Annotated in this window: 23 protein-coding genes; 10 read left to right on the forward strand and 13 right to left on the reverse strand. The window is 38.5% G+C overall.

The features are described from left to right. Positions 1–20 precede the first annotated feature (20 nt). The 5 genes from DUT68_RS03565 to DUT68_RS03585 all read right to left on the reverse strand — a co-directional run bounded on the left by DUT68_RS03565 (position 21) and on the right by DUT68_RS03585 (position 6,882). The gene (locus DUT68_RS03565; protein WP_113636298.1) at positions 21–692 is read right to left on the reverse strand and encodes a type 1 glutamine amidotransferase domain-containing protein; all 672 of its coding nucleotides are present in this window, start codon (positions 690–692) and stop codon (positions 21–23) included. A gap of 92 nt (positions 693–784) precedes the next feature. Continuing rightward, positions 785–1,399, reverse strand: a complete 615-nt coding sequence (locus tag DUT68_RS03570) for an NAD(P)H-dependent oxidoreductase (RefSeq protein WP_113635850.1) — start codon at positions 1,397–1,399, stop codon at positions 785–787. Between the two features lie 92 nt (positions 1,400–1,491). Then, positions 1,492–4,650 carry an error-prone DNA polymerase gene (locus DUT68_RS03575; protein ID WP_113635852.1) on the reverse strand — a complete coding sequence of 1,053 codons (3,159 nt, stop codon included), beginning with the start codon at positions 4,648–4,650 and terminating at the stop codon, positions 1,492–1,494. A gap of 4 nt (positions 4,651–4,654) precedes the next feature. Beyond that, positions 4,655–6,151 (reverse strand): Y-family DNA polymerase, encoded by a 1,497-nt coding sequence (locus DUT68_RS03580; protein ID WP_113635854.1) that lies wholly within the window; start codon positions 6,149–6,151, stop codon positions 4,655–4,657. Beyond that, positions 6,148–6,882 (reverse strand): ImuA family protein, encoded by a 735-nt coding sequence (locus tag DUT68_RS03585; RefSeq protein ID WP_113635856.1) that lies wholly within the window; start codon positions 6,880–6,882, stop codon positions 6,148–6,150. The genes DUT68_RS03580 and DUT68_RS03585 overlap by 4 nt, the downstream gene beginning before the upstream one ends. Before the next feature lie 274 nt (positions 6,883–7,156). On the opposite strand from DUT68_RS03585, the gene DUT68_RS03590 reads away from it, so the two are divergent. The 5 genes from DUT68_RS03590 (at position 7,157) to tsaB (ending at position 9,345) form a co-directional block, all read left to right on the forward strand. Beyond that, the gene (locus DUT68_RS03590) at positions 7,157–7,309 is read left to right on the forward strand and encodes a lmo0937 family membrane protein (RefSeq protein ID WP_113635858.1); all 153 of its coding nucleotides are present in this window, start codon (positions 7,157–7,159) and stop codon (positions 7,307–7,309) included. Between the two features lie 330 nt (positions 7,310–7,639). Beyond that, positions 7,640–7,798, forward strand: a complete 159-nt coding sequence (gene rpmH, locus DUT68_RS03595) for a 50S ribosomal protein L34 (RefSeq protein ID WP_113635860.1) — start codon at positions 7,640–7,642, stop codon at positions 7,796–7,798. Between the two features lie 67 nt (positions 7,799–7,865). Further along, positions 7,866–8,258, forward strand: a complete 393-nt coding sequence (locus DUT68_RS03600) for a ribonuclease P protein component (protein WP_113635862.1) — start codon at positions 7,866–7,868, stop codon at positions 8,256–8,258. Then, entirely contained in the window at positions 8,245–8,475 is a 231-nt protein-coding gene (gene yidD / locus DUT68_RS03605) for a membrane protein insertion efficiency factor YidD (protein WP_113635864.1), read from the forward strand. The genes DUT68_RS03600 and yidD overlap by 14 nt, the downstream gene beginning before the upstream one ends. Positions 8,476–8,658: 183 nt before the next feature. After that, the gene (gene tsaB, locus DUT68_RS03610; protein ID WP_113635865.1) at positions 8,659–9,345 is read left to right on the forward strand and encodes a tRNA (adenosine(37)-N6)-threonylcarbamoyltransferase complex dimerization subunit type 1 TsaB; all 687 of its coding nucleotides are present in this window, start codon (positions 8,659–8,661) and stop codon (positions 9,343–9,345) included. A gap of 50 nt (positions 9,346–9,395) precedes the next feature. On the opposite strand, the gene DUT68_RS03615 is transcribed toward tsaB, so the two are convergent. Both DUT68_RS03615 and DUT68_RS03620 read right to left on the reverse strand, forming a co-directional pair. Continuing rightward, a complete protein-coding gene (locus DUT68_RS03615) occupies positions 9,396–10,817 on the reverse strand; it encodes a DUF5723 family protein (RefSeq protein ID WP_113635866.1) in 1,422 nt (473 codons plus the stop codon). A gap of 16 nt (positions 10,818–10,833) precedes the next feature. After that, a complete protein-coding gene (locus tag DUT68_RS03620; RefSeq protein ID WP_157960760.1) occupies positions 10,834–12,405 on the reverse strand; it encodes a hypothetical protein in 1,572 nt (523 codons plus the stop codon). Positions 12,406–12,484: 79 nt separating this feature from the next. Here DUT68_RS03620 and DUT68_RS03625 point away from each other — a divergent pair, with 79 nt between their 5' ends. Both DUT68_RS03625 and priA read left to right on the forward strand, forming a co-directional pair. Further along, positions 12,485–12,871: a DUF423 domain-containing protein gene (locus DUT68_RS03625; protein ID WP_113635868.1), complete on the forward strand. Its 387-nt coding sequence runs from the start codon at positions 12,485–12,487 to the stop codon at positions 12,869–12,871. Continuing rightward, the gene (priA, locus tag DUT68_RS03630) at positions 12,871–15,345 is read left to right on the forward strand and encodes a replication restart helicase PriA (protein ID WP_113635869.1); all 2,475 of its coding nucleotides are present in this window, start codon (positions 12,871–12,873) and stop codon (positions 15,343–15,345) included. The genes DUT68_RS03625 and priA overlap by 1 nt, the downstream gene beginning before the upstream one ends. On the opposite strand, the gene DUT68_RS03635 is transcribed toward priA, so the two are convergent. Then, positions 15,342–16,025: a hypothetical protein gene (locus tag DUT68_RS03635; protein WP_113635870.1), complete on the reverse strand. Its 684-nt coding sequence runs from the start codon at positions 16,023–16,025 to the stop codon at positions 15,342–15,344. The two genes, priA and DUT68_RS03635, sit on opposite strands and share 4 nt — an antisense overlap. Before the next feature lie 183 nt (positions 16,026–16,208). On the opposite strand from DUT68_RS03635, the gene DUT68_RS03640 reads away from it, so the two are divergent. Then, positions 16,209–16,865, forward strand: coding sequence for a protein-L-isoaspartate(D-aspartate) O-methyltransferase (locus tag DUT68_RS03640; protein WP_113635871.1), 657 nt, complete (start codon positions 16,209–16,211; stop codon positions 16,863–16,865). A gap of 196 nt (positions 16,866–17,061) precedes the next feature. Here the strand turns inward: DUT68_RS03640 and DUT68_RS03645 are convergent, their stop codons facing one another. Continuing rightward, the gene (locus DUT68_RS03645) at positions 17,062–18,309 is read right to left on the reverse strand and encodes an exo-beta-N-acetylmuramidase NamZ family protein (RefSeq protein WP_113635872.1); all 1,248 of its coding nucleotides are present in this window, start codon (positions 18,307–18,309) and stop codon (positions 17,062–17,064) included. A 79-nt stretch (positions 18,310–18,388) separates the two neighbouring features. On the opposite strand from DUT68_RS03645, the gene DUT68_RS03650 reads away from it, so the two are divergent. Next, a complete protein-coding gene (locus tag DUT68_RS03650) occupies positions 18,389–19,609 on the forward strand; it encodes an ABC transporter permease (protein WP_113635873.1) in 1,221 nt (406 codons plus the stop codon). A gap of 12 nt (positions 19,610–19,621) precedes the next feature. Here DUT68_RS03650 and DUT68_RS03655 read toward each other — a convergent pair whose 3' ends face one another. From DUT68_RS03655 to DUT68_RS03670, 4 genes are all read right to left on the reverse strand, one after another. Further along, positions 19,622–20,539: a Ppx/GppA phosphatase family protein gene (locus DUT68_RS03655; RefSeq protein ID WP_113635874.1), complete on the reverse strand. Its 918-nt coding sequence runs from the start codon at positions 20,537–20,539 to the stop codon at positions 19,622–19,624. A 34-nt stretch (positions 20,540–20,573) separates the two neighbouring features. Continuing rightward, positions 20,574–20,918, reverse strand: a complete 345-nt coding sequence (locus DUT68_RS03660) for an OsmC family protein (protein WP_198659529.1) — start codon at positions 20,916–20,918, stop codon at positions 20,574–20,576. A 241-nt stretch (positions 20,919–21,159) separates the two neighbouring features. Continuing rightward, complete coding sequence (locus DUT68_RS03665; protein ID WP_113635876.1) at positions 21,160–22,494, reverse strand: ABC transporter permease; 1,335 nt, start codon at positions 22,492–22,494, stop codon at positions 21,160–21,162. Beyond that, positions 22,487–23,395, reverse strand: coding sequence for an ABC transporter ATP-binding protein (locus DUT68_RS03670; RefSeq protein ID WP_113635877.1), 909 nt, complete (start codon positions 23,393–23,395; stop codon positions 22,487–22,489). Before DUT68_RS03670 ends, DUT68_RS03665 begins: the two co-directional genes overlap by 8 nt. A gap of 241 nt (positions 23,396–23,636) precedes the next feature. Here DUT68_RS03670 and DUT68_RS03675 point away from each other — a divergent pair, with 241 nt between their 5' ends. Continuing rightward, a complete protein-coding gene (locus tag DUT68_RS03675) occupies positions 23,637–24,059 on the forward strand; it encodes a QcrA and Rieske domain-containing protein (protein WP_113635878.1) in 423 nt (140 codons plus the stop codon). Position 24,060: the final 1 nt, after the last annotated feature.

The raw sequence follows: 24,060 nt of genomic DNA on the forward strand, positions 1-24,060 counted from the left end.
TAATGTTTAAGTGCTTGCTGTTATTGTTGCAGTGCTTTTTTAAGCGCTTCGCCAACTGCTTTAGCCGACTGCGGATTTTGTCCGGTAATTAAGCGGCTATCTTGAGTAACATGATTTTGCCAAGGGGCAGATTTTTCGTAAATACCTCCACGTTGTTTCAGCTGATCCTCCAATAGGAACGGAACCACCTGTGTTAGTTTCACTAGCTCTTCCTCTTCGTTAGAAAATCCGTTTACTTTTTTTCCATCAATTAAATACTTCCCATTGCTTAATTTGATATTTAGTAGCGCTGCTGGCCCATGACAAACAGCTGCAACTATGCCGTTTTGTTCGTAAATTTTAGTAGCAATATCAGCTATTTTAGTGTTGTTGGGCAAGTCCCACATAGCACCATGGCCGCCAGCGTAAAAAATTGCGCTATAATCTGCTGGGTTTATTTGTTCTGGTGTTAAGGTGTGGGTAATTTTTTCATGGTACTGCTTGTTTTCCCAAAACTTTTTGTTGATAGGATCGCTTAGGTCGAAGCCATCAACTGGCGGGTTGCCACCTTTAGGGCTTACGAAGTCAATTTCGTAGCCGGCATCTGCCAAAACTTCCCAAGGATGGGAAACTTCGCCTAAATAATAACCTGTTTTTTCGCCAGTATCGCCTTTGGTGCCATGACTGGTTACTACAAATAGAATCTTTTTCATGTTTTTATGATTTGTTTGTTGCGCTTTAGCTGATGTGAAAACAGTTAACGCTATGATTAATGTTAAACCTATTAACTTGTTAAAATTGTTTTTCATTTGATTATTACTGAATTAAATGTTGCTGTTAAATGTGCTTTATAAGCTTTTTCGTAATTGGTTATGCGTTCGGCTGTGGCGTTTTTTTCTAAATCGTGGAAATGAAAGCCCGGCAGTTTTTCCATTCCGGTAAACGCATTCATCCTATGAAAACCGAACATTACGCCGTCATCCACACTTGTTTGGTTAAAAAACTCATTAGGCAAGGTAAAGGCGGTTTCCGGAGCATTCCATGTGGTAGTAAGCATATAATGCTTGCCATATAAAGAACCACCAGTGCCATAATTGACGTCTGGGTTTTCAATTTTTCTACCATCGCTGTAATAAATTCCTTTTCGGTGTCCGGCGGTAAAAACAGTATCAATGTACTGCTTAAATTTATAGGGGATACCAAACCACCAAACTGGTGTATGGTAAATGATTACATCTGCCCAAACAAATTTTTCTACTTCCTCCAGTAAATCATAAGTTTGGTTAATATCAGTGTATTTCAATTCGAAACCATTTGTTTCAGTAAAGAAATCTTTATCCCAGTTGCTAATGGTTTGATTAAATTTTCCTCCCGAGTGGGCGAAATGCTGACCGCCATTAATTACAAATATCTTTTCCATATACTTTCAAAAATCTGATACAAAATTCTGAAAGCAGCAGGTTTTTCACCTGTGATTTGGGTCACAAAAATAGATTTGTATTTAGTGCTGGGTTATTTAAAATTCCTGCCATCATGAAACGCTTTTTCGCCCATTGTAGCTGGAATGTTTCTGGTTTTTGCTCCGTGCAGTTGTTGCAATAAGCCATTGTAGTTGTGGCAGCGTTGCACTACAATATGCACTACTTCGCCTTCGCGTTGCACTTTTCCTTCTACCATTAATAGCTTGGCTCCTAAAATTTCTTTCCTAAAATCATTGAATAATTTTGGATAAACCACCAAATTGGCTACGCCTGTTTCATCTTCAATGGTGATAAAACAAATACCACTTGCTGTTCCGGGTCTTTGTCTTACTAAAATTAAACCAGCTACTTTCAAGCGTTGACCATCTTTAAATTGATTGGCATCCTTAGTGCTCAAAATATGCAGCGCTTCTAATTGGTTGCGTATAAAACTCACAGGATGTGCTTTTAACGACAAGCCCGTATGAGCATAATCATGCACTACATGTTCTGATTTTGGCATCAGAGGCAATTCAATTTGTGCCTCGTAGCTGCTATTATCGGCCTTGCCCTCAAACAGCGCAATTGGCCTATCGTGTAGCGCACTAATTTGCCAAAGCGCACTGCGCCTATCCATACCCATGCTCCTAAAAGCATCGGCATCGGCTAGTTTTTCTAAAGTGCTTTGGGCAATGCCAATATCTCTCAGCTTTGCTAAACTTTGGTAGCCATTCTCCCGATGAGCAACCAACAAGTTCATTTCTGGCTCTGACAAGCCTTTTGCCTGTCTGAAACCGAGTCTGATGGCATAAAATTCGCCAACTTTATCCTCCAATATGTTATCCCATTCTGAATAATTTACATCAATAGGTAATACCGTTACGCCGTGGTTTTTGGCATCAATTACAATTTGTGCTGGTTGGTAAAATCCCATTGGCATGCTGTTGAGTAGGGCAGCAGCAAATACATCGGGGTAAAAACATTTCAAATAGCAAGAAACATACACCAGTAAAGCGAAACTGGCCGCATGACTTTCGGGGAAACCATAGCCGCCAAAACCTTCAATTTGTTTAAAAAGGCGTAAAGCAAATTCTGGTTCATAACCTCTCTGATGCATGCCATCTAGCAGCTTTTTCTTGAAATCGGTAACCTTGCCAACTGCTTTAAAAGTCGCCATACTTCTTCTCAGTTCATCAGCCTCTGTAGGTGTAAAGCCGGCGGCAACAATGGCTACTTCCATGGCCTGCTCCTGAAAAAGTGGTACCCCATAGGTTTTCCCCAAAATATCTTTCAATTCATCCTTAGGGAAATAAGGTGTCTCTTCGCCGTTTCTTCTTTTCAAATAAGGATGTACCATGTTGCCCTGTATTGGTCCGGGCCTTACAATGGCTACTTCAATTACTAAATCATAAAATGTTCTTGGTTTTAGGCGAGGCAACATTGACATTTGCGCCCTGCTTTCAATTTGGAAAACACCTAAAGTATCAGCTTTGCTGATCATTTCATATACCTTCGGATTTTCTTGAGGTACATTGGCTAAAGTATAAGCTTTATGGTAGTGCTTTTGAGTTAAAGCAAATGCTTTGCGTATGCAAGTGAGCATTCCCAGGGCCAGTACATCCACCTTTAAAAAGCCCAATGCTTCAATATCGTCCTTGTTCCACTCAATGCAAGTACGGTTTTCCATGCGGGCGTTAAGTGTAGGGCATAGGTCGGTAAGTTTGCCCTGGGTAATGATGAAACCACCGGTGTGCTGGCCCAACTGCCTAGGGAAACCAACCATTTGCATCGTGAGTTCCAAGGTTTTTTTCAGCAGGGGATCATCGGGATTAAGTCCATAAGCAATCAGCCGCTCACGGTCAAAACCATCTTCGTAATGGCTGCCTACCGTGGCAGATAAAATATTCAAAGTGTCTACCGATAAACCCATGGCCTTGCCCACATCACGTACTGCGCCTTTGCTGTGCAGTTGGGTTACGGTGGCCACAATAGCTGCTCTGTCACGTCCGTACTTGTCATAAATGTACTGCATCACTTCTTCCCGGCGTTCGTGTTCAAAATCCACATCAATATCAGGGGGTTCGTTACGGGCATCAGACATGAAACGGGCAAAAAGCAAGTTGATTTCCATGGGGTCTACCGAGGTAATACCCAAACAATAGCAAATTACCGAATTGGCTGCAGAGCCTCTGCCTTGACATAAAATATCACGACTGCGAGCAAAACGAACAAAATCATGTACAGTTAAAAAGTAGGAAGCATAATTTTTCCGACCTACAAAATCTAACTCATAGTGAAGGCTATTGGTTACTTTTTCAGGAATGCCATTAGGGAATTTTTCCTTAGCACCTTGCCACGTTAAGTAAACCAATTCTTCCTGTGGTGTTCTGCCTTCGCTGGTCAGCTCTTCTGGATATACATACTTTAATTCATCTAGCGAAAACTGGCATTTTTCAGCAATAATGCTGGTGTTTTCAATAGCTTGTGGATACAGCCTAAACAGCCGGTGCATTTCCTCAATAGGCTTAAGATGGCGTTCGGCATTTTCATGTAATTTGTAGCCAGCAGTGTAAATGGTGCATTTTTCTCTCACACAAGTGAGGATATCTTGTAGCTGCCTTCGCTCTTTTTCGTGGTAGTGCACATTGTTGGTTGCTACCAAAGGGATTTGTAGTTGCTTGCTTAGCTGTGCTAATTGATGCATGCGTTTTTGATCCAAGCCGGTATAAGTTCGGTTAATAGCGAGGTACAAGTTTGCCTTTAAAACCTTTTTGTAGTGCTGTAGCTGTGTTTTAAAATCAGCTTCGAAATCAAAGTTGGGTGTCAGCTTTTTGGGAGCTATCGCGATAAATAGGATGTCTTCTTGATGTGCCCAAACGTCTTCCTGATATAAGTGGCATTTCCCTTTTTCGGCCCTGCTGTTGCCTAAGCTTAGCAAAGCCGATAAATTACTGTAACCATTTTTATTGATGGGGTAAGCTAAAAGCGATGGTCCATCCAACAGGTCAAGTCGGCAGGCCGGAATTAGCTTGATATTAGGATATTTTCTGGCTACAACATGTGCCCTTACAATGCCTGCCAAGGTATTTCTATCGGTAATTGCAATTTTAGCATAGCCTAATTGTGCCGCTTTTTGTACCAGTTCTTCTGGATGCGAGGCTCCTCTTAAAAAGCTGAAATTGCTGGTGACCTGTAATTCTGTATAAAGCATAGGCTTAAGCAAAAAATCCGTGAATAAACCATTGTGCAGGTACTTTGCTATCGTAGTGGCCTAACCTAAATAACCAATAGCGCTGCCCTTTTTCATCTTCTACGCAGTAATAATCCCTATGTTTACCATCATTGGTCCACCATTCTTGTTCAATACGCTCAGGTCCGTCAGCTTTAATAATACGGTGTATTTGCCCTTTGTAGGTAAAGTTCATGGGCGGATAATCGGGGATGGGAGCTGTAACCTTTATAGTTTCAGGCTGATTTAATAGTACCGTTGGCCTAGGTTTGTGTACAGGCCAATCGGTTTGCGGTTGTAGTGTCAAATCGGCCACTGCCTTAATGCTGTTTTCAGGCCAGTGGTGTTCTTGGGGTAAATATCGCCTTATGGCATTTTTGCCTGCTTTAATGCTGATCCTGTCAAGCAGTTCAGCAATTTCTGTAAAATTGGTATGTGTATTGGTATGCCACAGTGCTTCCTGATGTTGGGTTAAAGGCTCTACTTTTAATACCTCCATTACAAAAAGTTCGATGCCCAAATCAGGTTCAATTTGCTTAATTTTAAGTTCGAATAATTTAAAAAGATGCTTGATATGGATGGAAGGCTGGTTAGTGCCAATTTTAATTTGCTGTAATTTGCCATCAAGGCGATAGGCGTTAAGTGTAGCATTTCGTATTCCCAAACCTTCTTGTTTTAAGCGTTCGCAAATGATCTCCAATAAATTTTCAATGGCAATTTCAATGCCTTTAGCGGTTTGTATGGGCTCTAGGCATTGCAGTCTTTCCCTATACGGGTTAGGCTCTTCAATAGCATTAAAAGCTTCTTGTTGTTGTCCCATTGCTTGCCCCATACGCAGGTTAAGCTCATTTCCAAATCGCCTGCGTAATGTAGTGGGAGCTATGTGTGCAAAACTAGCGATGTGGTGAAAACCCAATTTTGATAGGCGCTGTAAAATGGGGTCTTGCAAGCGCAATGCCTTAGGTGGTAAGTTGAGCAAGGCTTGCATTTGTTGTCCTGAGGCTGCAATTTGCTGTGTGCTAAAATGTGAAAGCGCCCAGGCGGCACCAATAGTATCAGCAATAGCAATATGGAAATGGTATTCTTTTTCCAGTCGCGAGCTAATTTCCTCCAAATATAATGCTTCATTTTTCCATAAATGTGTGCATCCCGAAACATCCAAAAATAAACCATCTGGTTCATCTAATGCCACGCTTGGACTATACCTAATGAACCACTCTGCGAGTTTTTTTAGCAGTTTTTGCTGGCGCTGAGGCTGGTGTTTAAAAGCTTGTAGTGCTGGAAATGTAATCCGGGCATCAGCTAAGGGCATGTTTGGTCGTAAGCCTAATTTTTTAGCTTCGTGACTTACATTTACAATCATTTGCTTGTTGCGTTCATGTGCCACTAAAGCATAGGCTTGTGTTTTTAGCTCTTTTTGCTTAATTGCCATCTGGTCACAAACCAAATGTGGGAACCATATAGAAACATATCGCTTTTTCATGAGCCAATGGCTTGTGATAAAAATGGTGCTGAGTTGTTTTGCTCGTTAACATAAAACTGTTGGTTGCGCCAAGCTACTGTAAAATTTGCGGTGCTACCATTGCGTACTTTTAGCAGTTCTACTTGCCAATTAGCAAAACCTACTCCTGGAATATTTTCTGTGTTTTCGCTTGCTTGTGGTGTAATTTTCCAACGGGCAGCACAAGCGGTAGCGGTAATGTTTTCAGGTTGTGTGCGTAAAATAAAACCCGTTACCTTGCTTTTTTCAACGGTGAGTTGCAAGCGTTGAGATTGTGCAAAATTAATTCCTTCTACTTCGCTAATTACGCCACTTAAGCTTTTGCATTTCAAAGCTTCTTCAGTAGCCCATAAAATATCTTTAGGTTTTACTAGGTTAATGAAAATAATATGATGTGGCGGAATGCCGAAAAAAGTTAAGCCAGGAGTAAATAATTGTTTTTGCTTGCCGATCCATACGTAAATGCCATTTTGTTGTTGCAGTTTAGATAGTAGCCCGAAAATGAAAGCACTGGTACATGCCGTGTTTTCGGGTGCTGTACTTATAAATTCATGTATGGTTCCTGTAGGGAAAACCTGGTTAGGGAAATGTTGTTCAATAGGAGCAAACCCTATTTTTGAATTTTGCTGTTTGGAGTTGGTTTTGAAGCCTTCCAAATCCAAAATTTGTCGCTGTAGGCGTTGTATGATGAGTTTTTGGGCTAATTTTTCCATCTTTAAATACTAAAATATTTAGTAAAATTAGTAAAAATTTTAGTATTTTGATATTTTGGATTATGCTTTTTTCAGTTTTTAAAATCACTATAGTATAAAAGTGTGAGTCATAGATCCATGAATAATGCTATAGTTAATTTTAGCCCCTGAAAATTCACCTATTTAGAGTTTTGTCATCACATCTTCAAAAAAACTTAGAACAATTTCAAAACCTCGCTGTTTAGATATTAAAATCAGATCAATTAACAATTTACTTACTTAAACATCAAAGGTTATGGGAAATTTATTATACGTAATTGCAGTGATATTAGTAATCATTTGGGCAATTAGTTTTTTAGGAGGTTATTACACTGGCGGTATTATTCACGCTTTACTTGTAATTGCAATTGTGGCTATCTTATTAAGAGTAATTAGAGGGGCTGCGTAAAAAGAAAATTTGTAGTTAGTTAATAAATGGAGCTCGATAGGTTTAGGTCGCCTATCGGGCTTTTTTTATATTGGTGGGATGCTGTGCTCAACACTGGCTATTTTCTGAGAAACTGTTTAAATTTCAGTTAAACTTTTTTACTTGTCAGTCTGAGCTTGTCTTGTTAAAAAATGTTTCGACAAGCTCAACATAACACCTGTATGTTAATCAACAGAAATTTAAACAGTTTCTGATTATTTTAAAATAAATCATCTAGCTGTTGCAATTTTAAAAATATCGCTTTATATTTGCACCTCTTATTAAAAACTCTAGTTAAGATATTATATAGTTATGAAAAGAACATTCCAACCTTCGCAAAGAAAGAGAAGAAACAAACATGGCTTCCGCGAAAGAATGGCTACAGCAAACGGTAGAAGAGTTTTAGCTTCTCGCCGTTCAAAAGGAAGAAAAAGATTGACAGTTTCTGACGAGCGTCGTCATAAAGCATAATTTTTGATTGCCACCTTTTAGGTGAAGGCAGATCAATTCACTTTCTGCAGTTTAGCAATCAAAAAAAATGAATAAATTTTTTAAAGAAGAGCGTTTATGTAGCAAAAAGTCGTTAGACTTGCTATTCAAAAAAGGCTCTTCTTTTTTATTATATCCTTACAGGGCTACTTTTTTATTCGATGCCCAGCCAAGTCGGTTTCCTGCACAAGTGGTAATTAACGTAGCTAAAAAACGTTATAAGCGTGCTCATGATCGTAATTTGATTAAACGCCGTACCCGTGAAGCCTATCGTTTGCAAAAGCAATCCATGTTATACGAAAAACTGGAAGGTAACAATAAATTGTTGCTTTTGGGCTTGCAGTATGTAGGCAAGGAAATCCATTCCTATTCTTTTTTGGAAAAAAAACTGGGCCAAGTGCTTCAAAAATTGTTGACGCAAATTCATCATGAAAATAGTTAAACTTTTATTTTCTTGGTTGTTTTTGGGCATCATTAAGTTGTACCAAATCTTACTTTCGCCGCTGCTAGGGGCCAGTTGCAGGTATACACCAACTTGCTCGCAATACGGGGTTGAGGCTATTAAAAAACACGGTCCGTTCAAAGGCGGATGGTTAACACTCAAACGTATTGGCCGTTGCCATCCTTGGGGAGGACATGGGCATGATCCTGTACCATGATTAGGTGTCAGGTATTAGGTGTCAGGTGTCAGGTGTCAGTGGTTAGGTGTCAGGTATTGGTGGTTGGATGCAATTTTACATTCATTCAATTTCAATTAACCATTAACCATTAACCATTAACCATTAATAATTAACAATTAGCCAATATCCGATTAATCAATATTCGACGTATATTTGCGGCTAATGGGAACGATACTTCAGATAGAAACAGCAACATCAGTTTGTTCGGTGGCTTTGTCAGTAGATGGAAAAACAATTGCGATAAAAGAAGAGAAAGCGCAAAATATCCATGCCTCTAGCTTAACGTTATTTATTGAGGAAGTCATAAAATCAGCCGGTATTAATTATGCTGATTTAGATGCTATTGCAGTAAGCAAAGGCCCAGGCTCGTATACAGGCCTGCGTATTGGAGTTTCAACAGCAAAGGGCTTGTGTTTTGCTTTGGATAAACCGCTAATTGCTATTAACACCCTAAAAATGATGGCAAGTGGTTACCTAGATCAGCATCCAAACTTTGGCGGTTTAATTTGCCCAATGATTGATGCCCGTAGGATGGAAGTTTTTACCGCCGTTTTTGACCACGATTTAGCAGAAGTGCAACATACACACGCAAAAATTATTGACGAAAAAAGTTTTGCCCCTGAACTGCAAAACCATTTTGTTGCCTTTATTGGTGATGGTGCTGAAAAATGCAGAACTACTTTAGATCATCCAAATGGGCATTTTTATAGCCAGAATTTTAATAGTGCCGCACTGATGAGCGAGCTTGCATTTGAGTGCTACCTGTCAAAATCTTTTGAAGATGTAGCCTATTTTGAGCCTTTTTACTTGAAAGATTTTGTACTTACTACACCCAAAAAGAAAGTATAGTTTTATAAGGTTAGCGAAATATAGAGTAAGCTCATTATAAGCTTTAAACCTTATTTCTTTTTCTTGAAAATGCCGAAAATTTTGCTGAAAAAGCTTTTGCGGTCTTTGTCGTCAATGCCAGGCATCCAGCTCATATTCATTGGGTGCTCTACTACATAACCTATTTTAAAAGCCATTCCCAAATAAACCGAGCCTCGGTTGTAGCCTGTTTCAACCGCCGTGTTATTGTTGATAATGTCTTTGCTAGCGTAATAAGTTTGTATTAAATCGTTGGTTCCCAAAAACATTTCAAAATTTGGGGTTTGATACATGCCCTGTATTCCTAACCTGAAATTTTTATCGGTGTTGTAACTGGGAATTGCACTAAAGGAGATATTCCCCGTTTTAATTGTATTTACAAAAGCAGCTTCTCCAAACTTGTCGAATATATTTTTTGTGATGATGAGGTTAGGTGTATATGGTCCAAACGTTTTTGAAATCAAGAAATCAGCTCTGCTGTTAATGGGAGTGATGAAACGCTTACGTTCGGTGTTTTCTTTGGCCAAGCTCTCCAGGGTCCTTTGTAGTTTTGCGTCTTGCTGCTCATTTGCGTTGCCCACTAGCTGTACATTGGTTTTGTCGATATCGAAATATCCGGTGTAAGAAGTTTTTCCCCACCTGATGAAGCCTAAATCCTTTAAATTAGCCATTAAAAAGATGCCTGATTTAGTAGTGTAAGTAGTACCTAAACTAATTGCAGCGCCAAAGTTTCTGAAGGGCAAAGTGTTTTTGAAATTGAAAACTCCTTCTTCCGGATAGTTTAAACGATACGTGGCGGCCATGGCAATATCCATGCTGTTGTTTTGTCCGCTTATGCTTACCGATGATTTATTTGCGTTAAATTCTGCATATCCAATTCCACTTAGCAAGCTTACCTTGGTGCCTAGCGCCCAGCGTTTGTTATAATTTTCTCTATAAGTGAAGCTAATTTGATGATAAGATTGTAGGCGGCCGTTATTGTTGAAAATATTAATTTTAGGTATGGTGACAAACTTGCTAAAGGTATCATAAAAAAGACCTTTGCTAATGTTCTCGTCGTAGTCAATGGTGGTTTCAGATTTTATTTGCCAAGAAAATCCCATCTCACTATGAAATTTATGGTATTTAAATAACCTGATATTCATCAAATAGATATTTACATTTTCACGCAGCGTTTGAGGATTTTCAAATTCGCCAACACGATTTTGGCTGTAGCCCTGTTTTATTAAATTTCTAATGGCTAAGTTGGAGTTGCCCTTACTCAAGCTGCTGATATCTAAATAAGGGATTAAAAAATTGGAAGCAAACTGTCGCGAAGAATCTAACACAAAAGATTTTTGAGCTGGATTTTCAAATGAATCAAACAGTGTTTTGGTATTGAAAAGCGCATATTGTTGCGAGTAGGCACTAAATGAACTAATGATCAAGATTAGTGTAACAAGGCGTGCTCTCATAAACGCAATTATTAAATTAATATTTCAGGCTATCTATTGTATTTGTTGTTTGGTTTTTAAGCAATAATACGTTGCTCAAAAATTTGCCATTGTCTGCAGATAGCTGATAACCAAAGGCATTGTAGTCCTTAACGCCGTTTTTCGACTGATATTGTTTGTAGTACGGCGCCCTTAAATTTTTGCTGAAAATATCGCTGCTGTTATCTCTATTGATATAAAAAGCGATGGTGGCCGAGCTAGAAATTTGATCCTTAAAGTAAGTGTAATCGTTGGTTGAAACCAATAACTTGTTGCCGCGGTAGCTGTTTAAAAACACCTGCAGCGTGCTTGCATAATTAGCCACTACAAAGTGATTGTCGATGATGGTGAAAAATGGGCGTTCAAATTTTTTGAAAGGTTCACCAAAAAAGTTCCCCAATAAATGTGGTTCTTTAAAAATCCTAATTTCTGGAGCGTATTCAGTACTTAAATCTAATAAAAACTGTTCTAGCTTATCACCATTTTTAATATCAACTACGCCAATTTTCTCTCCGGTTTTAAGTTGTAAAACTGCCAGTTGTTTGTTAAAGTAAACTGGAAAGCTCTGCTCAATCTTAATGCGGTACTGCTCGTTAATTTCTTGATGCTGCTTGTTGATTTTATCTTCTTCTTTATTTTCTTTCTGAAGATTTTTTAACGCTTTGCTCCATTTTTCGTAATCTTCTATTGTAAACAAAGTATAGTTGGCAGTTTGTTCAGGAAAGCACTGGTCTATACTCACTTTTTGCTCTTTTTGATCAGCAAATAGCTTAAAGAAATTGGTTTCGCTGTTTACTTCGGTATAGCCATTAAGTAATAGCTTGTCGCTGCCAAAGTTGTAGCTCAATGCAGCATAGGCATTCTGTTTGTTGAATAAACTGAGCTCGCCGGTTAACGTCGAATTAAGGATGTTTTTTAATAGCGAAGGTAGCTGTCCATAGTTAACGTAGATGTTGGCAAGTGTGTTTTTGGCAAATCTGCTGTTCTTCTTAATGTAATCTGCAAAATCGCTTTCAGTGTTTTTAGCAGCGTTAATTTGCGTTATGCCCTGCTTTGAGTTTGAAATGAAGATCGCTTGGTTTTTCAAGCTAAGGTAGCATTTAGCGGTGTCTCCAAATTTTAACTCATAATAATTGCCCTCTTTTTTGATTTCGGCCTTCAGGTTTTTAAGGCTAGCTTCATTAACATCCATATTTTGAAGCTGCACCGCTATCGCAAAATCAACTGTATTATTTTGCCCAGGTAAAAACCCAAGAATCACTTTTTTGCCTTCTATCCAGTTATTTATACCACTGTTGTCTACTATTGCTGATTTTAAAGTTTTAAGCAATTGGCTTTTTTCGGTTCCTAATAGTTCGGTAGTAACTTCTTGTTTACTTAAAATATCATAAAAACCTTTATCGTTTTCGAAGGTGAAAATTACAGGAGCGCTATTAACAACGGTGTAAAGTGCATGGTCGTTGTTGTTGCTATCTTTCATTAAGGTGGAAAAATAAAGATAGGCCATGCCTGCTACGCCAAGGATCAATAATGCTAATGTGATATAGATTTTTCTCATAACTAAACTCATGCAAATTTAATTTAATTTTGCTATTACAGAGATTGTGGAGCCATTTTGTTAATTTAGCGACATATATTGCCGCTTTACTATGAACAAAAGAATAATTTTAACTGCCGCTGTTTTTGGAGCTTTAGCTGTTATTTTTGGTGCATTTGGCGCCCACGGTTTAAAAAATATACTATCATCCTATCAATTAGATATTTGGCAAAAAGGCGTTGATTATCAGTTTTATCACACCTTTGCTATCCTTTATCTTTCCACCTTTGCTCGTTACAAAAACAAACTAATAGGGTTATCGTTCTTGTTTTTTTGTTTAGGTATTTTCCTGTTTTCGGGATCGCTTTATCTCCTGGCGGTTAAGGATGCCTATCACCTAAACTTTGCAAGTTATTTAGGCCCAATTACACCTATTGGCGGTTTATTCTTCATTTTGGGGTGGGTATTTCTTTTTTTAGCCGCTTTTAGAGATAAATAATGCAGTTTTTAGCATCGGATTTTACAGAAAGAGAAACCTTATTTGTAGAGGTAGTTTTGCCATTATCGTTGGCTATCAACTATACCTACAGGGTGCCTTTTGAATTAAACGAAGCCATCGCTATCGGAAAACGTGTGGTGGTACAGTTTGGTAAGCATAAAATTTATACTGCCTTAGTAAAAAGTATCGGTAAAAATCCTCCCGAGCATTACCAAGCAAAATATATTATTGATGTTGTAGATGAACATCCGGTAGTTAATCCAAAGCAATTTGAGTTTTGGGACTGGATAACCTCTTATTACCTGTGCAACGAAGGCGATGTAATGTCGGCCGCTTTGCCTACTGGTTTAAAGCTCGCTAGCGAAACTGTACTTTTATTGAAAGAAGAATTGCCTAGTGAGTTGCAGTTAACTGAAAAGGAACAACTGATTTTTGAAGTGCTGCAAAAACAACATCGCATTAGTATAGATGAGGTTGCAGGATTACTTGGGCAAAAAACCGTTTATCCGCTAGTCAATTCGCTAATAGCGAAAGAAGTAATTGTTGCCGCTGAGGAAGTAGTAGATAAGTATAAACCTTTGTTGAAACCTTTCGTTAGGCTAAACGAATTTTATAGGGAAGATGAAAATTTAAGGCAACTGTTTTCGCAATTGGAAAAGGCACCAAAACAACTGGATGCACTTTTAGCTTACCTAAAATTGAGCAGGGGAACTGGTTTTATTTCGCGGACACAGCTTGTTGAAGAAAGCGGGAGCGGCCAGTCATCACTTAAAAGCTTGATTGATAAAGGAGTTTTTGACTTGGAAATGAGATCGGTAAGCAGGTTAAGTGATGATGGCGAAGTGTTTGATGCTAATTTCAAATTAAGCGAGCAACAAGAAAGGGCTTTAAACGAAATCAAACAGCTGTTTGTAGCAAAAGATGTGGTATTGCTACATGGAGTAACCGCATCGGGAAAAACACAGCTCTATATCAAACTGATAGAAGATGCCATTGCCAAAGGGGGGCAGGTGCTGTTTTTATTGCCAGAAATTGCCCTAACTACGCAAATTGTAGAAAGGCTCAAATTTTATTTTGGGAATAAGATTGGCGTTTATCATTCTAAATTTAATGATAATGAGCGGGTTGAAATATGGAATAAGGTATCAAGCGGAGCTTATCAAATTGTATTAGGAGCCCGTTCGGCAGTGTTATTGCCTTTTGTGCAATTGAATTTAGTAGTAGTTGATGAAGAACACGAAAATTCTTACAAGCAATACGATCCAGCACCACGTTACCAAGCTAGGGATGCAGCTATATTTTTAGCTCATTTGCATAAAGCTAAAGTGGTGCTAGGTTCGGCAACGCCATCGTTAGAAAGCTACTATAATGCTAAAACCGATAAGTATGGATTGGTGGAATTGAGTGAGCGTTTTGGTGGCGTACAACTTCCAATGCAACAGGTGGTAAGTATTGCAGAAGAAACCAAGAGAAAGAAAATGACTTCGTATTTTACGAGTGTTTTGATAGATGATATTGTGGAAGCGTTAGAGAAGAAGGAGCAGATCATCCTTTTTCAAAACCGTAGGGGATATGCCACTATTCTGTTGTGCGCTACCTGCGGCTATGCGCCTAAATGCGTCAACTGCGATGTAAGTTTAACGTATCACAAATCCAGTGGAAAGCTGCATTGCCATTATTGTGGTTATTACCAAAGCAGTATTAATGTTTGCCCTGCTTGTGGTTCAGTACATGTGGAGCAAAAGGGCTTTGGTACGGAGCGTATTGAGGAGGAACTGAGTTTACTTTTTCCGGACGCGAAAATTGCCCGTTTGGATTTGGATAGCACCCGTTCTAAAAATGGGATGCAACAAATCATCAGAGATTTTCAGGAGAAAAAAGCTGATATCCTTATTGGTACGCAGATGGTGGCTAAAGGTCTGGATTTTGAAAATGTAAGCTTAATTGGTGTAATCAATGCAGATACCTTGCTCAACTATCCTGATTTTAGGGCTTTTGAAAGAAGTTATCAGCTGTTGGCACAGGTTGCTGGTAGGGCAGGCCGCCGAGATAAACAGGGCAAGGTTTGTATTCAGGCTTACGCCGATGACCACCGCATTATACAGCAGGTAGTTAATAATGATTACGAGCAAATGTATGCTGATGAACTAGAAGAGCGTCGTCAGTTTAATTATCCTCCGTTCTCAAGGTTGATTTTCATTAATGTGAAGCACAAGGATGCCGATGTGCTTAATTTAGCAGCGCAAACGCTAGCCGCAAATTTAAGAGGCCAATTAGGGAAGCGTGTATTAGGGCCTGAGCAACCGCTGGTTTCTAGGGTCAGAAATTACTATATCAAGCAAATTATCCTTAAGATAGAAAGAACTGCGGCCATACAAAAAGTAAAGACAGTATTGGTTGATACCATTAGAGATTTCAATTCGCAAAAAGATTTTAGGAGCGTTATTACGCAGATAGACGTAGATCCATATTAGTTTTTGCGCACTAAATGTAACTGTAAGCCCACTGATACCGGGTTAAGCAGCGCTTCGAATTTGTAGTATTTTGCAAATGTTCTAGTTTCTGCTGCATCTCCCAAAACGGTTTCCTGACGTTCGTAAAAGTAAAAGAAGTCCAAACTCGATTCGGTAAATAAACTAAGCTGTTTGCTGATATTTACTTTCAATCCTAAAACTGGAGTAACTGTTCCGCCATTTTTAGAGGTAATCAATGAATATGGTTTTTTTAAGCTGCTGCTGTTAACTTGTTTCACCGTTCCTTTAAAGCTTGTAGATCTAAATCCGAAGTCTGTTGCGAAGTATGGTTGTATAATCGAGTAGTTGAAGTTTTTCTCAAAACCTATTTTAACCGAAAAATCATTCAAATTGCCTACTGCCGATTCGCAAGTTTCACATTGGTTGTTAAACGAATAATCTCTTTTGTAAAGGTAATAGCCGCTAATTCTAAAAGCCATTTGATTGTCGTTCAATTTCAACATGCCACCGCTTAACCATACGTTGGTAAAGTCATCTGTATTGGTTTGTTGCGCTATTTTTGGCAACTGCATTAAGCTATATCCTCTAATACCAATACTATAATTGTAGTTGCCTTCAACTTGAGCAAAAACATTAGCGTTAAATAATAATATTGCGATAACAAGTAAAAATCTATTCATGCATATGGTATTGATGTGGCAAAAATATAAAATATTTGATAGCATAATGCTTTTAGTGATAATACTATAACTATTTATTCTTTAAAGTTATAATCAATAACACAGTTGAATAGTTATTGTGTTGGTAAATTTTAGTAATTATCATTTGGTTAAATACCTATTTTAAGCCTATTTTTGACGGAAATGGCTTATAAGTTTGTAGATAATTATCGGGAAAAAGGTGCAAGAAAAAAACTTGTAGAAACTTTAAAGGAGCGGGGCATTTCTGATGCCAAAGTGTTGAGGGCAATAGGTAAAGTGCCACGTCATTTTTTCTTTGATGAAACTTTTTGGAATCAGGCCTACCGAGATATTGCTTTTCCAATTGGCGATGGGCAAACCATTTCGCAGCCTTATACCGTAGCGTATCAAACTGAGCTTTTGCACATACAAAAAGGCGATAAGGTGCTTGAAATTGGTACTGGCTCGGGGTATCAAACTTGTGTGTTAATGGAGCTTGGTGCCGAGGTGTTCACCATCGAGCGCCAGGAGAATTTATACAGCAGGACGATCAAAGTGCTGCCTGGGATGGGATATCATGCCCATTTTTTTCTAGGAGATGGTTCAAAGGGCATTGCCGAACATGCGCCCTATCATAAAATTATTGTAACTGCTGGTGCACCATTTGTACCAGAAATTTTATTGAAGCAGCTCAAAATTGGCGGTATTTTGGTAATCCCAGTAGGAGATGAAAAATCCCAAAAAATGATTACCGTAATTAGGGTGAGCGAAAACGAGTACGATAGGATAGAACTTGATACCTTTAGGTTTGTTCCGCTAGTTGGCGATCAGGCTTGGTAGTTTATAGTGATCAGGAATCAGGGGTCAGGAATTAGGAATCAGGAATCAGGGGTCAGGAATCAGGGGTCAGTTTTCGGTTAAGTTGCTAGTAACGCCCTAAACCCTTTAATACTGACTACTGACTACTGACTACTGACTACTGACTACTGACTACTGACTACTGACCACTAACCACTAACCACTAACCACTAAAACCTTAAGGATACAACAAATACTTCTTCCTCATTTCTTTGTATTTGCTTAAGCCAGGTTCCCAGCTAGCTCTAATTTCGGCTTCGCTTTTACCATCAATAACTTGCTGCCTAAAATCGGCTACGCCAATTAATTTTTCAATTGTTCCCATTTCTTTACTTAGTTTGGTGTTAAAGAAATCTTCTTTTTTGGGCGATTTTTGATAAAGTTCAATCAGCCATTGGATGTTGATTTGACGTGTCTTTCTAAAAATCGACGTATCGTAATTTCTAAGGTCAATTCCGTAGCAAACCTCATCTTTAAATATTGGTGTTTCGGCCATTCCTTTAATGCCAGTAGGCGTAAACGAAAAGCTATAAATGCCCTTGTAGTACGGTGCGCCTAACACTGTGAAAGGAAATTGGGTGCCTCTACCATGATTTACGTAAACGCCTTCAAACAAACAAGTGCTTGGGTATAGCAGAATAGATTGTGGCGTATTTAAGTTTGGTGATGGATTTACAGGCAACTCATAAGGCATGTCATGGTTATAGTTGGCATTTTTAACAATGGTGATTTTGCATTTCAACCCGTCTTTTAACCAGCCTTCGCCATTAAGCATTTGAGCATATTCACCTACTGTTAAGCCGTGTGCTACGGGAATAGGTTGCATTCCAATTCCAGATTTAAATTTCGGATCCAAAATTGGCCCGTCAATCACAAAACCATTTGGATTTGGTCTGTCAAAAATCATCACTTCCTTGCCGTTTGCAGCGCAAGCTTCCATTACGCGTTGTAACGTGTTAATGTAAGTGTAAAAACGTACGCCCACATCTTGAATGTCAAAAATCATCACATCAATATCGGCAAGGTTTTCTTTACTTGGTGTGCTTTGTTTGCCATATAATGATACTACTTTGATGCCCGTTTTGGCATCTACTTCATTATCTACATGTACACCAGCGCTGGCGTTGCCTCTAAAGCCATGTTCTGGTCCAAATATTTTTACTATTTTAACGCCCAGTTTCAACAAACTGTCAACCGTGGTTGTTTTTCCAATTACTGATGTAGGATTAACGACCATCCCTACACGTTTTCCTTTTAGCATTGGAAGGTATAGGGCAGTTTGTTCAGCACCTGTTTTAAATGCTATGTTGCTTTGTTTTGAACTGACGGTTGTTTTTGATTTCTGCGTTTTTTTGCTGTTTTGTCCGCAGGCGGTGAAAGTAAAAACAATTAGGAAGATTTTTAAAAATAGGGTTGATTTGTTCATTATCAGGTTTTTTTGATATTAATGGACTAATACAGTTTTGAATTAGCACTTTTGCTAAGTTACAATTTATTGCAAAAAGTTGAATGTAGAATATTTTATATCTAATAGAATCTCTTTAAAAGCCGAAAGGACTTTTTCAAAGCTGATTGTTCGCATCGCCATTATTGGTGTAATGCTAAGCCTATCGGTCATGATTTTGTCGTTGGCAATCATCAGGGGGTTTAAAACCGAAATACAAGATAAAGTCCGCGGATTTGTCGGGGATATTCAAATTTTTAGGTACGATTTAAATGGATCTTTCGAAAAATCACCTTTCATACCGAATGATACCACAATAAATAACCTCAAAAGAAATAAGCAATTAGTAGCTTTTTATCCTTTTGCAACCAAGCCTGCTATTATTGTAGCAAATGGTCAGGTTGAGGGTGTGAATTATAAAGGGGTAGATAAAACTTATGATTGGGCCTATCTGAAAAAGCATTTGATAAGTGGTAAAGTAATTGACTTTACTGACAGCACAAAAGCGGCGCAACAAATTTTGATTCCGGAATATATTGCCAAAAGATTAATGCTCAAAATAGGGGATAGCTTTGTGATGCATTTTGTCCAAAATCCTCCTCGGAAAAGAAAGCTCACAATAGTTGGTATCTACAGTATTGGGATTGAAAATTTAGATAAAACCTTTGTAATAGGCGATCTTTCTCTAATTAGAAGATTAAATAATTGGCAGCCACAGGAAACGGGCGGTATAGAGGTTAAAATTAAAGATTTCAACCAATTGAAAACGGTTGCTGACGAAGTTTATAACGGTTTGGAATTGAAACTTCGATCTCGATCTGTTGAGGAGAGTACGCCTGAAATTTTTACTTGGCTTTTGCTGCTAGATGTGAATACGCAAGTTTTAATTATCCTTATGCTGATAGTTGGCGTAATTAACATGGTAACAGCGCTGCTCATCATGATATTAGAGAGAACCAATATGATTGGTATGTTAAAGGCTATGGGCATGCGTAACTGGAGTATGATGAAAATTTTCCTTTATAACGCCATGTATTTGGTAGGCATAGGTTTGGTTTTAGGGAACCTGCTTGGTTTGGGAATCTGTTATTTTCAACAGTATACGCACTTATTTAAGCTTCAGCAAAGCAACTACTATTTGGATTATGTGCCAATAGAAGTGCATTTTTCTGACGTTCTGCTGCTCAATTTGGCTACTATACTTATTTGTACACTCGTATTAATTTTACCTTCTATGTTGGTAAGTAGGATTAGTCCGTTAAAAGCGATAAGATTTAAATAGTACCTTAAGGCGTTAATTTCTTTGCTCGTTAATCAGTTGCTGTAAAACACCGAATTTTAAATCATAAGTGGAGAGTTTAATTTGCTTTAACTGTAAAGCGCTGAGTACATAATCAGTAATCATAGTGGCCATTACAATCATATCAACTCTTAATGGAATTAAATTTGGAATTTGAGTACGTTCTAAATGACTAGATGCTATTAGCTGCGATGCAAGTGAATGATATGCTGTCTTATCGATAGTTGCTGTAGCAATATTGCTGATGTTTAAATCTGGCTGTAAAATGGCAGCGTAGGTTTCGAAAGCTCCTGCCGAACCTATTAAAGTTTCTGCACCGAATTGTTCTCCATAGTTAAGTAATTCTCCTAAAGTATCAGCTAAATGAGCGTTTATTTTCGCTTGGTCGGCAACTTGGATAGGGTCCGACTTGAAGAATTTTTGCATTAACCGGGCTGCACCAATATCAAAACTTCTTTTCCAGTTTAAGCCATTTTCATCACAAAATATAAATTCGGTACTGCCACCACCAATATCCATGATCAATGATTTCCCGTTTATTGCTCCGCTATATTTCACCCCGAGATAAATCAATTGGGCTTCTTGTTCACCATCAATCACGTCTATCTCTATTCCGGTATTTAATTTCACCTGTTGGATAAACGACTGGCCATTTGAAGCACTCCTTACACCAGAAGTAGCCACAGCACGTAACTTGTCAATATCGTATTCGTTAAGCTTTGCCTTGAAATCAGCCAAACAAGCTAAGCCTCTTTCAAAAGCAGCTGGAATAATCTTGTTTTCTTTGGTGATATCTTCACCCAATTTAACGGGCTGATTAGCTTTGTAAAGGATTTTCATCTCACCGTTTAGCGTTTCCGCAATGATAAGGTGAAAAGTATTTGTGCCTAAATCAATGGCTGCAATTTTCATTAGCGATTATTTATTTTCCTAATTAGGATGAATTTTAGCCAACGTTACAAGTTGCAGTATGCAATACCTTAAAGTTACAAGAATTAGCAATAAAGCATAATTCATTTGCCTTTTGATGTAAAGCATTTGCTAAGTCTTTTTGCGCTGGATTATCAATGGTCACCACAGGGTGCAAATGCACTTCTACAAATCTACCGCTACCTTTTTCGTCAGTTTCTAAAGTACCTGTCGCATTATCGTTATAAGTTAAAACATTTATTTGATGTAAACCGCACACGTAAAGATACGACATCATGTGGCAAGACATTAAGCTGCTCAAAAGCAAATCCTCTGGGTTATGTAAACTTGGATCGCCTTTAAAAGCTTTGGCGGCCGACACATGTAAGTCTGATTTGCCCTCAAAGCTAATTGTATGATTTTTTATATATCGTTTTACGGAATGCTTATCGCTTTGCCAATTAAGCACCGATTTGAATAAATGGGTAAGTCGCATTTAATTGATCGCTATACAGAAGATGTTCAAGAAGTTTTCCAGCTCCGAGTGATAGCACGTAAAAAAAGACTTACAAAGTTTTTGAAACTTCGTAAGTCTTTAATGGAAGCTTTTGAATCTTCGCTTCTTAATTATTATAAGTAAACCATTTGAACATTTCTTTGAAAGTGGTTTTCTTTCCGTACATCAAAATACCAACGCGGTAAATACGTCCGGCAATCCATACGGTAGCAATAAAGCCGCCAACTAATACGGCCATAGACAAAGCTAACTCCCAAGCAGGAACGCCATACGGAATACGCACTACCATGGCAATTGGTGATGTAAATGGAATTACCGAAAGCCAAAAAGCGGTACTGCCATAAGGGTCGTTAGTCACTACGCTTAATGATAGGGCGTAACCTAACAGCAATGGCAACATCACCGGCATCATAAATTGCTGTGTTTCAGTTTCGCTATCCACTGCCGAGCCAATTGCGGCATAAAGTGCGCTGTAAAACAGGTATCCGCCAAGGAAAAAGAAAATAAATACGGCAACAATTTTAGTGACATCTAAGCCAGCCAAACTTTTTTGAATATCGCCGATAGGCCCTACAGGTGCAGCGGTTACGGTAGTTTGTCCGCTGGTAATTTGACTTTGAGCTTGTGTTGAAGCGGCAATTTCCTTCACTTGATCTTTGCTTACAAAAACGCTTACAGCTACGGTGCTGATGGTTAAAGTTAATACGATCCACAGCATAAATTGTGTTAGCCCCACCAAAGCAATTCCAATGATTTTGCCCATCATCAACTGAAAAGGTTTTACGGAAGAAATCATCACCTCGATAATACGGCTTGTTTTTTCTTCGATTACCCCACGCATTACCTGGATGCCATACATCATGATGAACATGAACATGAGGATACCTGCGGTGAAGGCGATGAACGTACTTGCGCCTGCACTTGATTCTTCTTCAGCTCCAGTATCTGCTATTTTCTTGTTAGAAATATCTACTTCGGTTTTCAGTTTGTCCAAATCGCTTTGCGAAATACCCGACTGCTTCAATTTTTGGGTTTTGATCAGTTCTTCAATATCTCCAGAAATACGCTTGTTTAACGACATGCCGGCCTGTTTAGCGCCAAAAAGTTCTACGCCTTCAGGCTGCTCCAAACTAAATTCAGGTAAGTATAAAATGTAGTCGTAATCAGATTTTTTCAGCGCTTTTTTAGCCTCATCTAAACTGCTATCTAAATAAGTATAAGTGATGTTCTTATCTGTTTGCAGTTTTTCGGTAAGGGTTTTGTTATTGCTAACCACAGCAACATTATCGTGGGTGTCTTTTATTCCTTTATAGGTAAAATAGCCCATTAAGCCATAAACTCCGGCAATAAGTAAGGGCGTTAAAAAAGTCATGATGATGAAACTTTTTTTCTTTACTCGAGACAGGTATTCTCTTTGGATGATTAGTAAAATTTTATTCATGGTTTTGCCCTTTCACTTTTTCAATAAATATATCGTTCATGGTTGGTATCACTTCATCTAAACGGTGAATACTCACGTGTGGAAGTAATTGTGCCAATGCTTCATTTGCAGTTCTGTTATCCTTCAACTGCAATTTTGCTACGGTTTGGTTTTTTACTCGTTCTACTTGCTTCACTTCATAAATTTCATTGGAAGTGATAGGGTAGTCGCCCTCAAAATTAATCCAATAGGTATTGCTGCGGTAGCTCGCTTTGATGTCTTCCACAGCGCCATCTAAAATTTTATGTGATTTGTTGATGAGTGCAATATTGTCGCAAAGTTCCTCAACGCTTTCCATTCTGTGCGTGGAGAAAATAAAGGTTGCACCATTGTTATTCAACTCCAAAATTTCCTGTTTAATGATGTCGGCATTCACCGGGTCAAATCCAGAAAATGGTTCATCTAGGATAATCAATTCAGGTTGGTGCAAAACAGTGGCCACAAACTGCACCTTTTGTTGCATACCTTTACTCAAATCCTCAACTTTTTTGTTCCACCAGTCTTTCATTTCCAGCTTCTCAAACCAGTATCTAATTCGTTTGGTTGCTTCGGCACTATGCAGTCCTTTTAATTTAGAAAGATAAAGCACCTGCTCGCCAATTTCCATTTTTTTGTACAAACCACGTTCTTCCGGCAGATAACCAATTTGAGAAATATGTTTAGGACTTAGTCGTTCGCCATTGAAAAATACTTCGCCGCTATCGGGCGCTGTAATTTGTGTAATAATCCTAATGAGGGAAGTTTTACCGGCACCATTTGGCCCCAATAAACCGAAGATTTTTCCTTTCTCCACTTCCAAGCTCACATCATCTAAGGCTCGGTGGGTGGCATACTGCTTTACAATATTTTTTGCGCTTAACATATGTGTTGTTTAGTTTCTGTTAATTAGATGTCAAAAATGCTATTTTGTTACTTAAAAAGGGTGTTTACAGAAATATATTTTTTTGTTTGAATACTATAAGTTATTAAATTCGTTTCTATAACAAAATAGTTACAAATAGTTTGCTGATCCCGCTGATTATCGATACATCTTACAATTTTATCGATGCTCGTTTTAATTTTTGATTTACACAAAACTACCTTAATAATTAAACTTTAAAATCATGGATAGAAAAGAATTCTTATCACTAATGGGAGCAAGCGCAGCAACTATTATGTTTGCTGGTTGTTTAGCTGGCTGCAAAAAAAGCAGCGATTCCTCATCAACGGATGGCCCTTCAAACGTAGATTTTACGCTTGATTTAAGCCAGTCTGCTAATGCTGCACTCAACAATAATGGCGGCTACGTGTATCACGGCGGAGTTATTGTAGCACGCACTTCTACTGGCAGTTTCGTTGCGGTATCGCAAACCTGTACACACGAAAGTTATAATGTGGTTTTCCAATCGGCCAATAACAGGTTTTACTGCGCCAACCACGGCGCTACGTTTTCAACTGCTGGTGCGGTAACTAATGGGCCGGCAAGTAAAGCATTGAAACAATACAATACCGCCTTAACAGGAACTAGTTTACGCGTTTACTCTTAAT

Source organism: Pedobacter zeaxanthinifaciens (genome assembly GCF_003313335.1).
Lineage (GTDB): Bacteria > Bacteroidota > Bacteroidia > Sphingobacteriales > Sphingobacteriaceae > Pedobacter > Pedobacter zeaxanthinifaciens.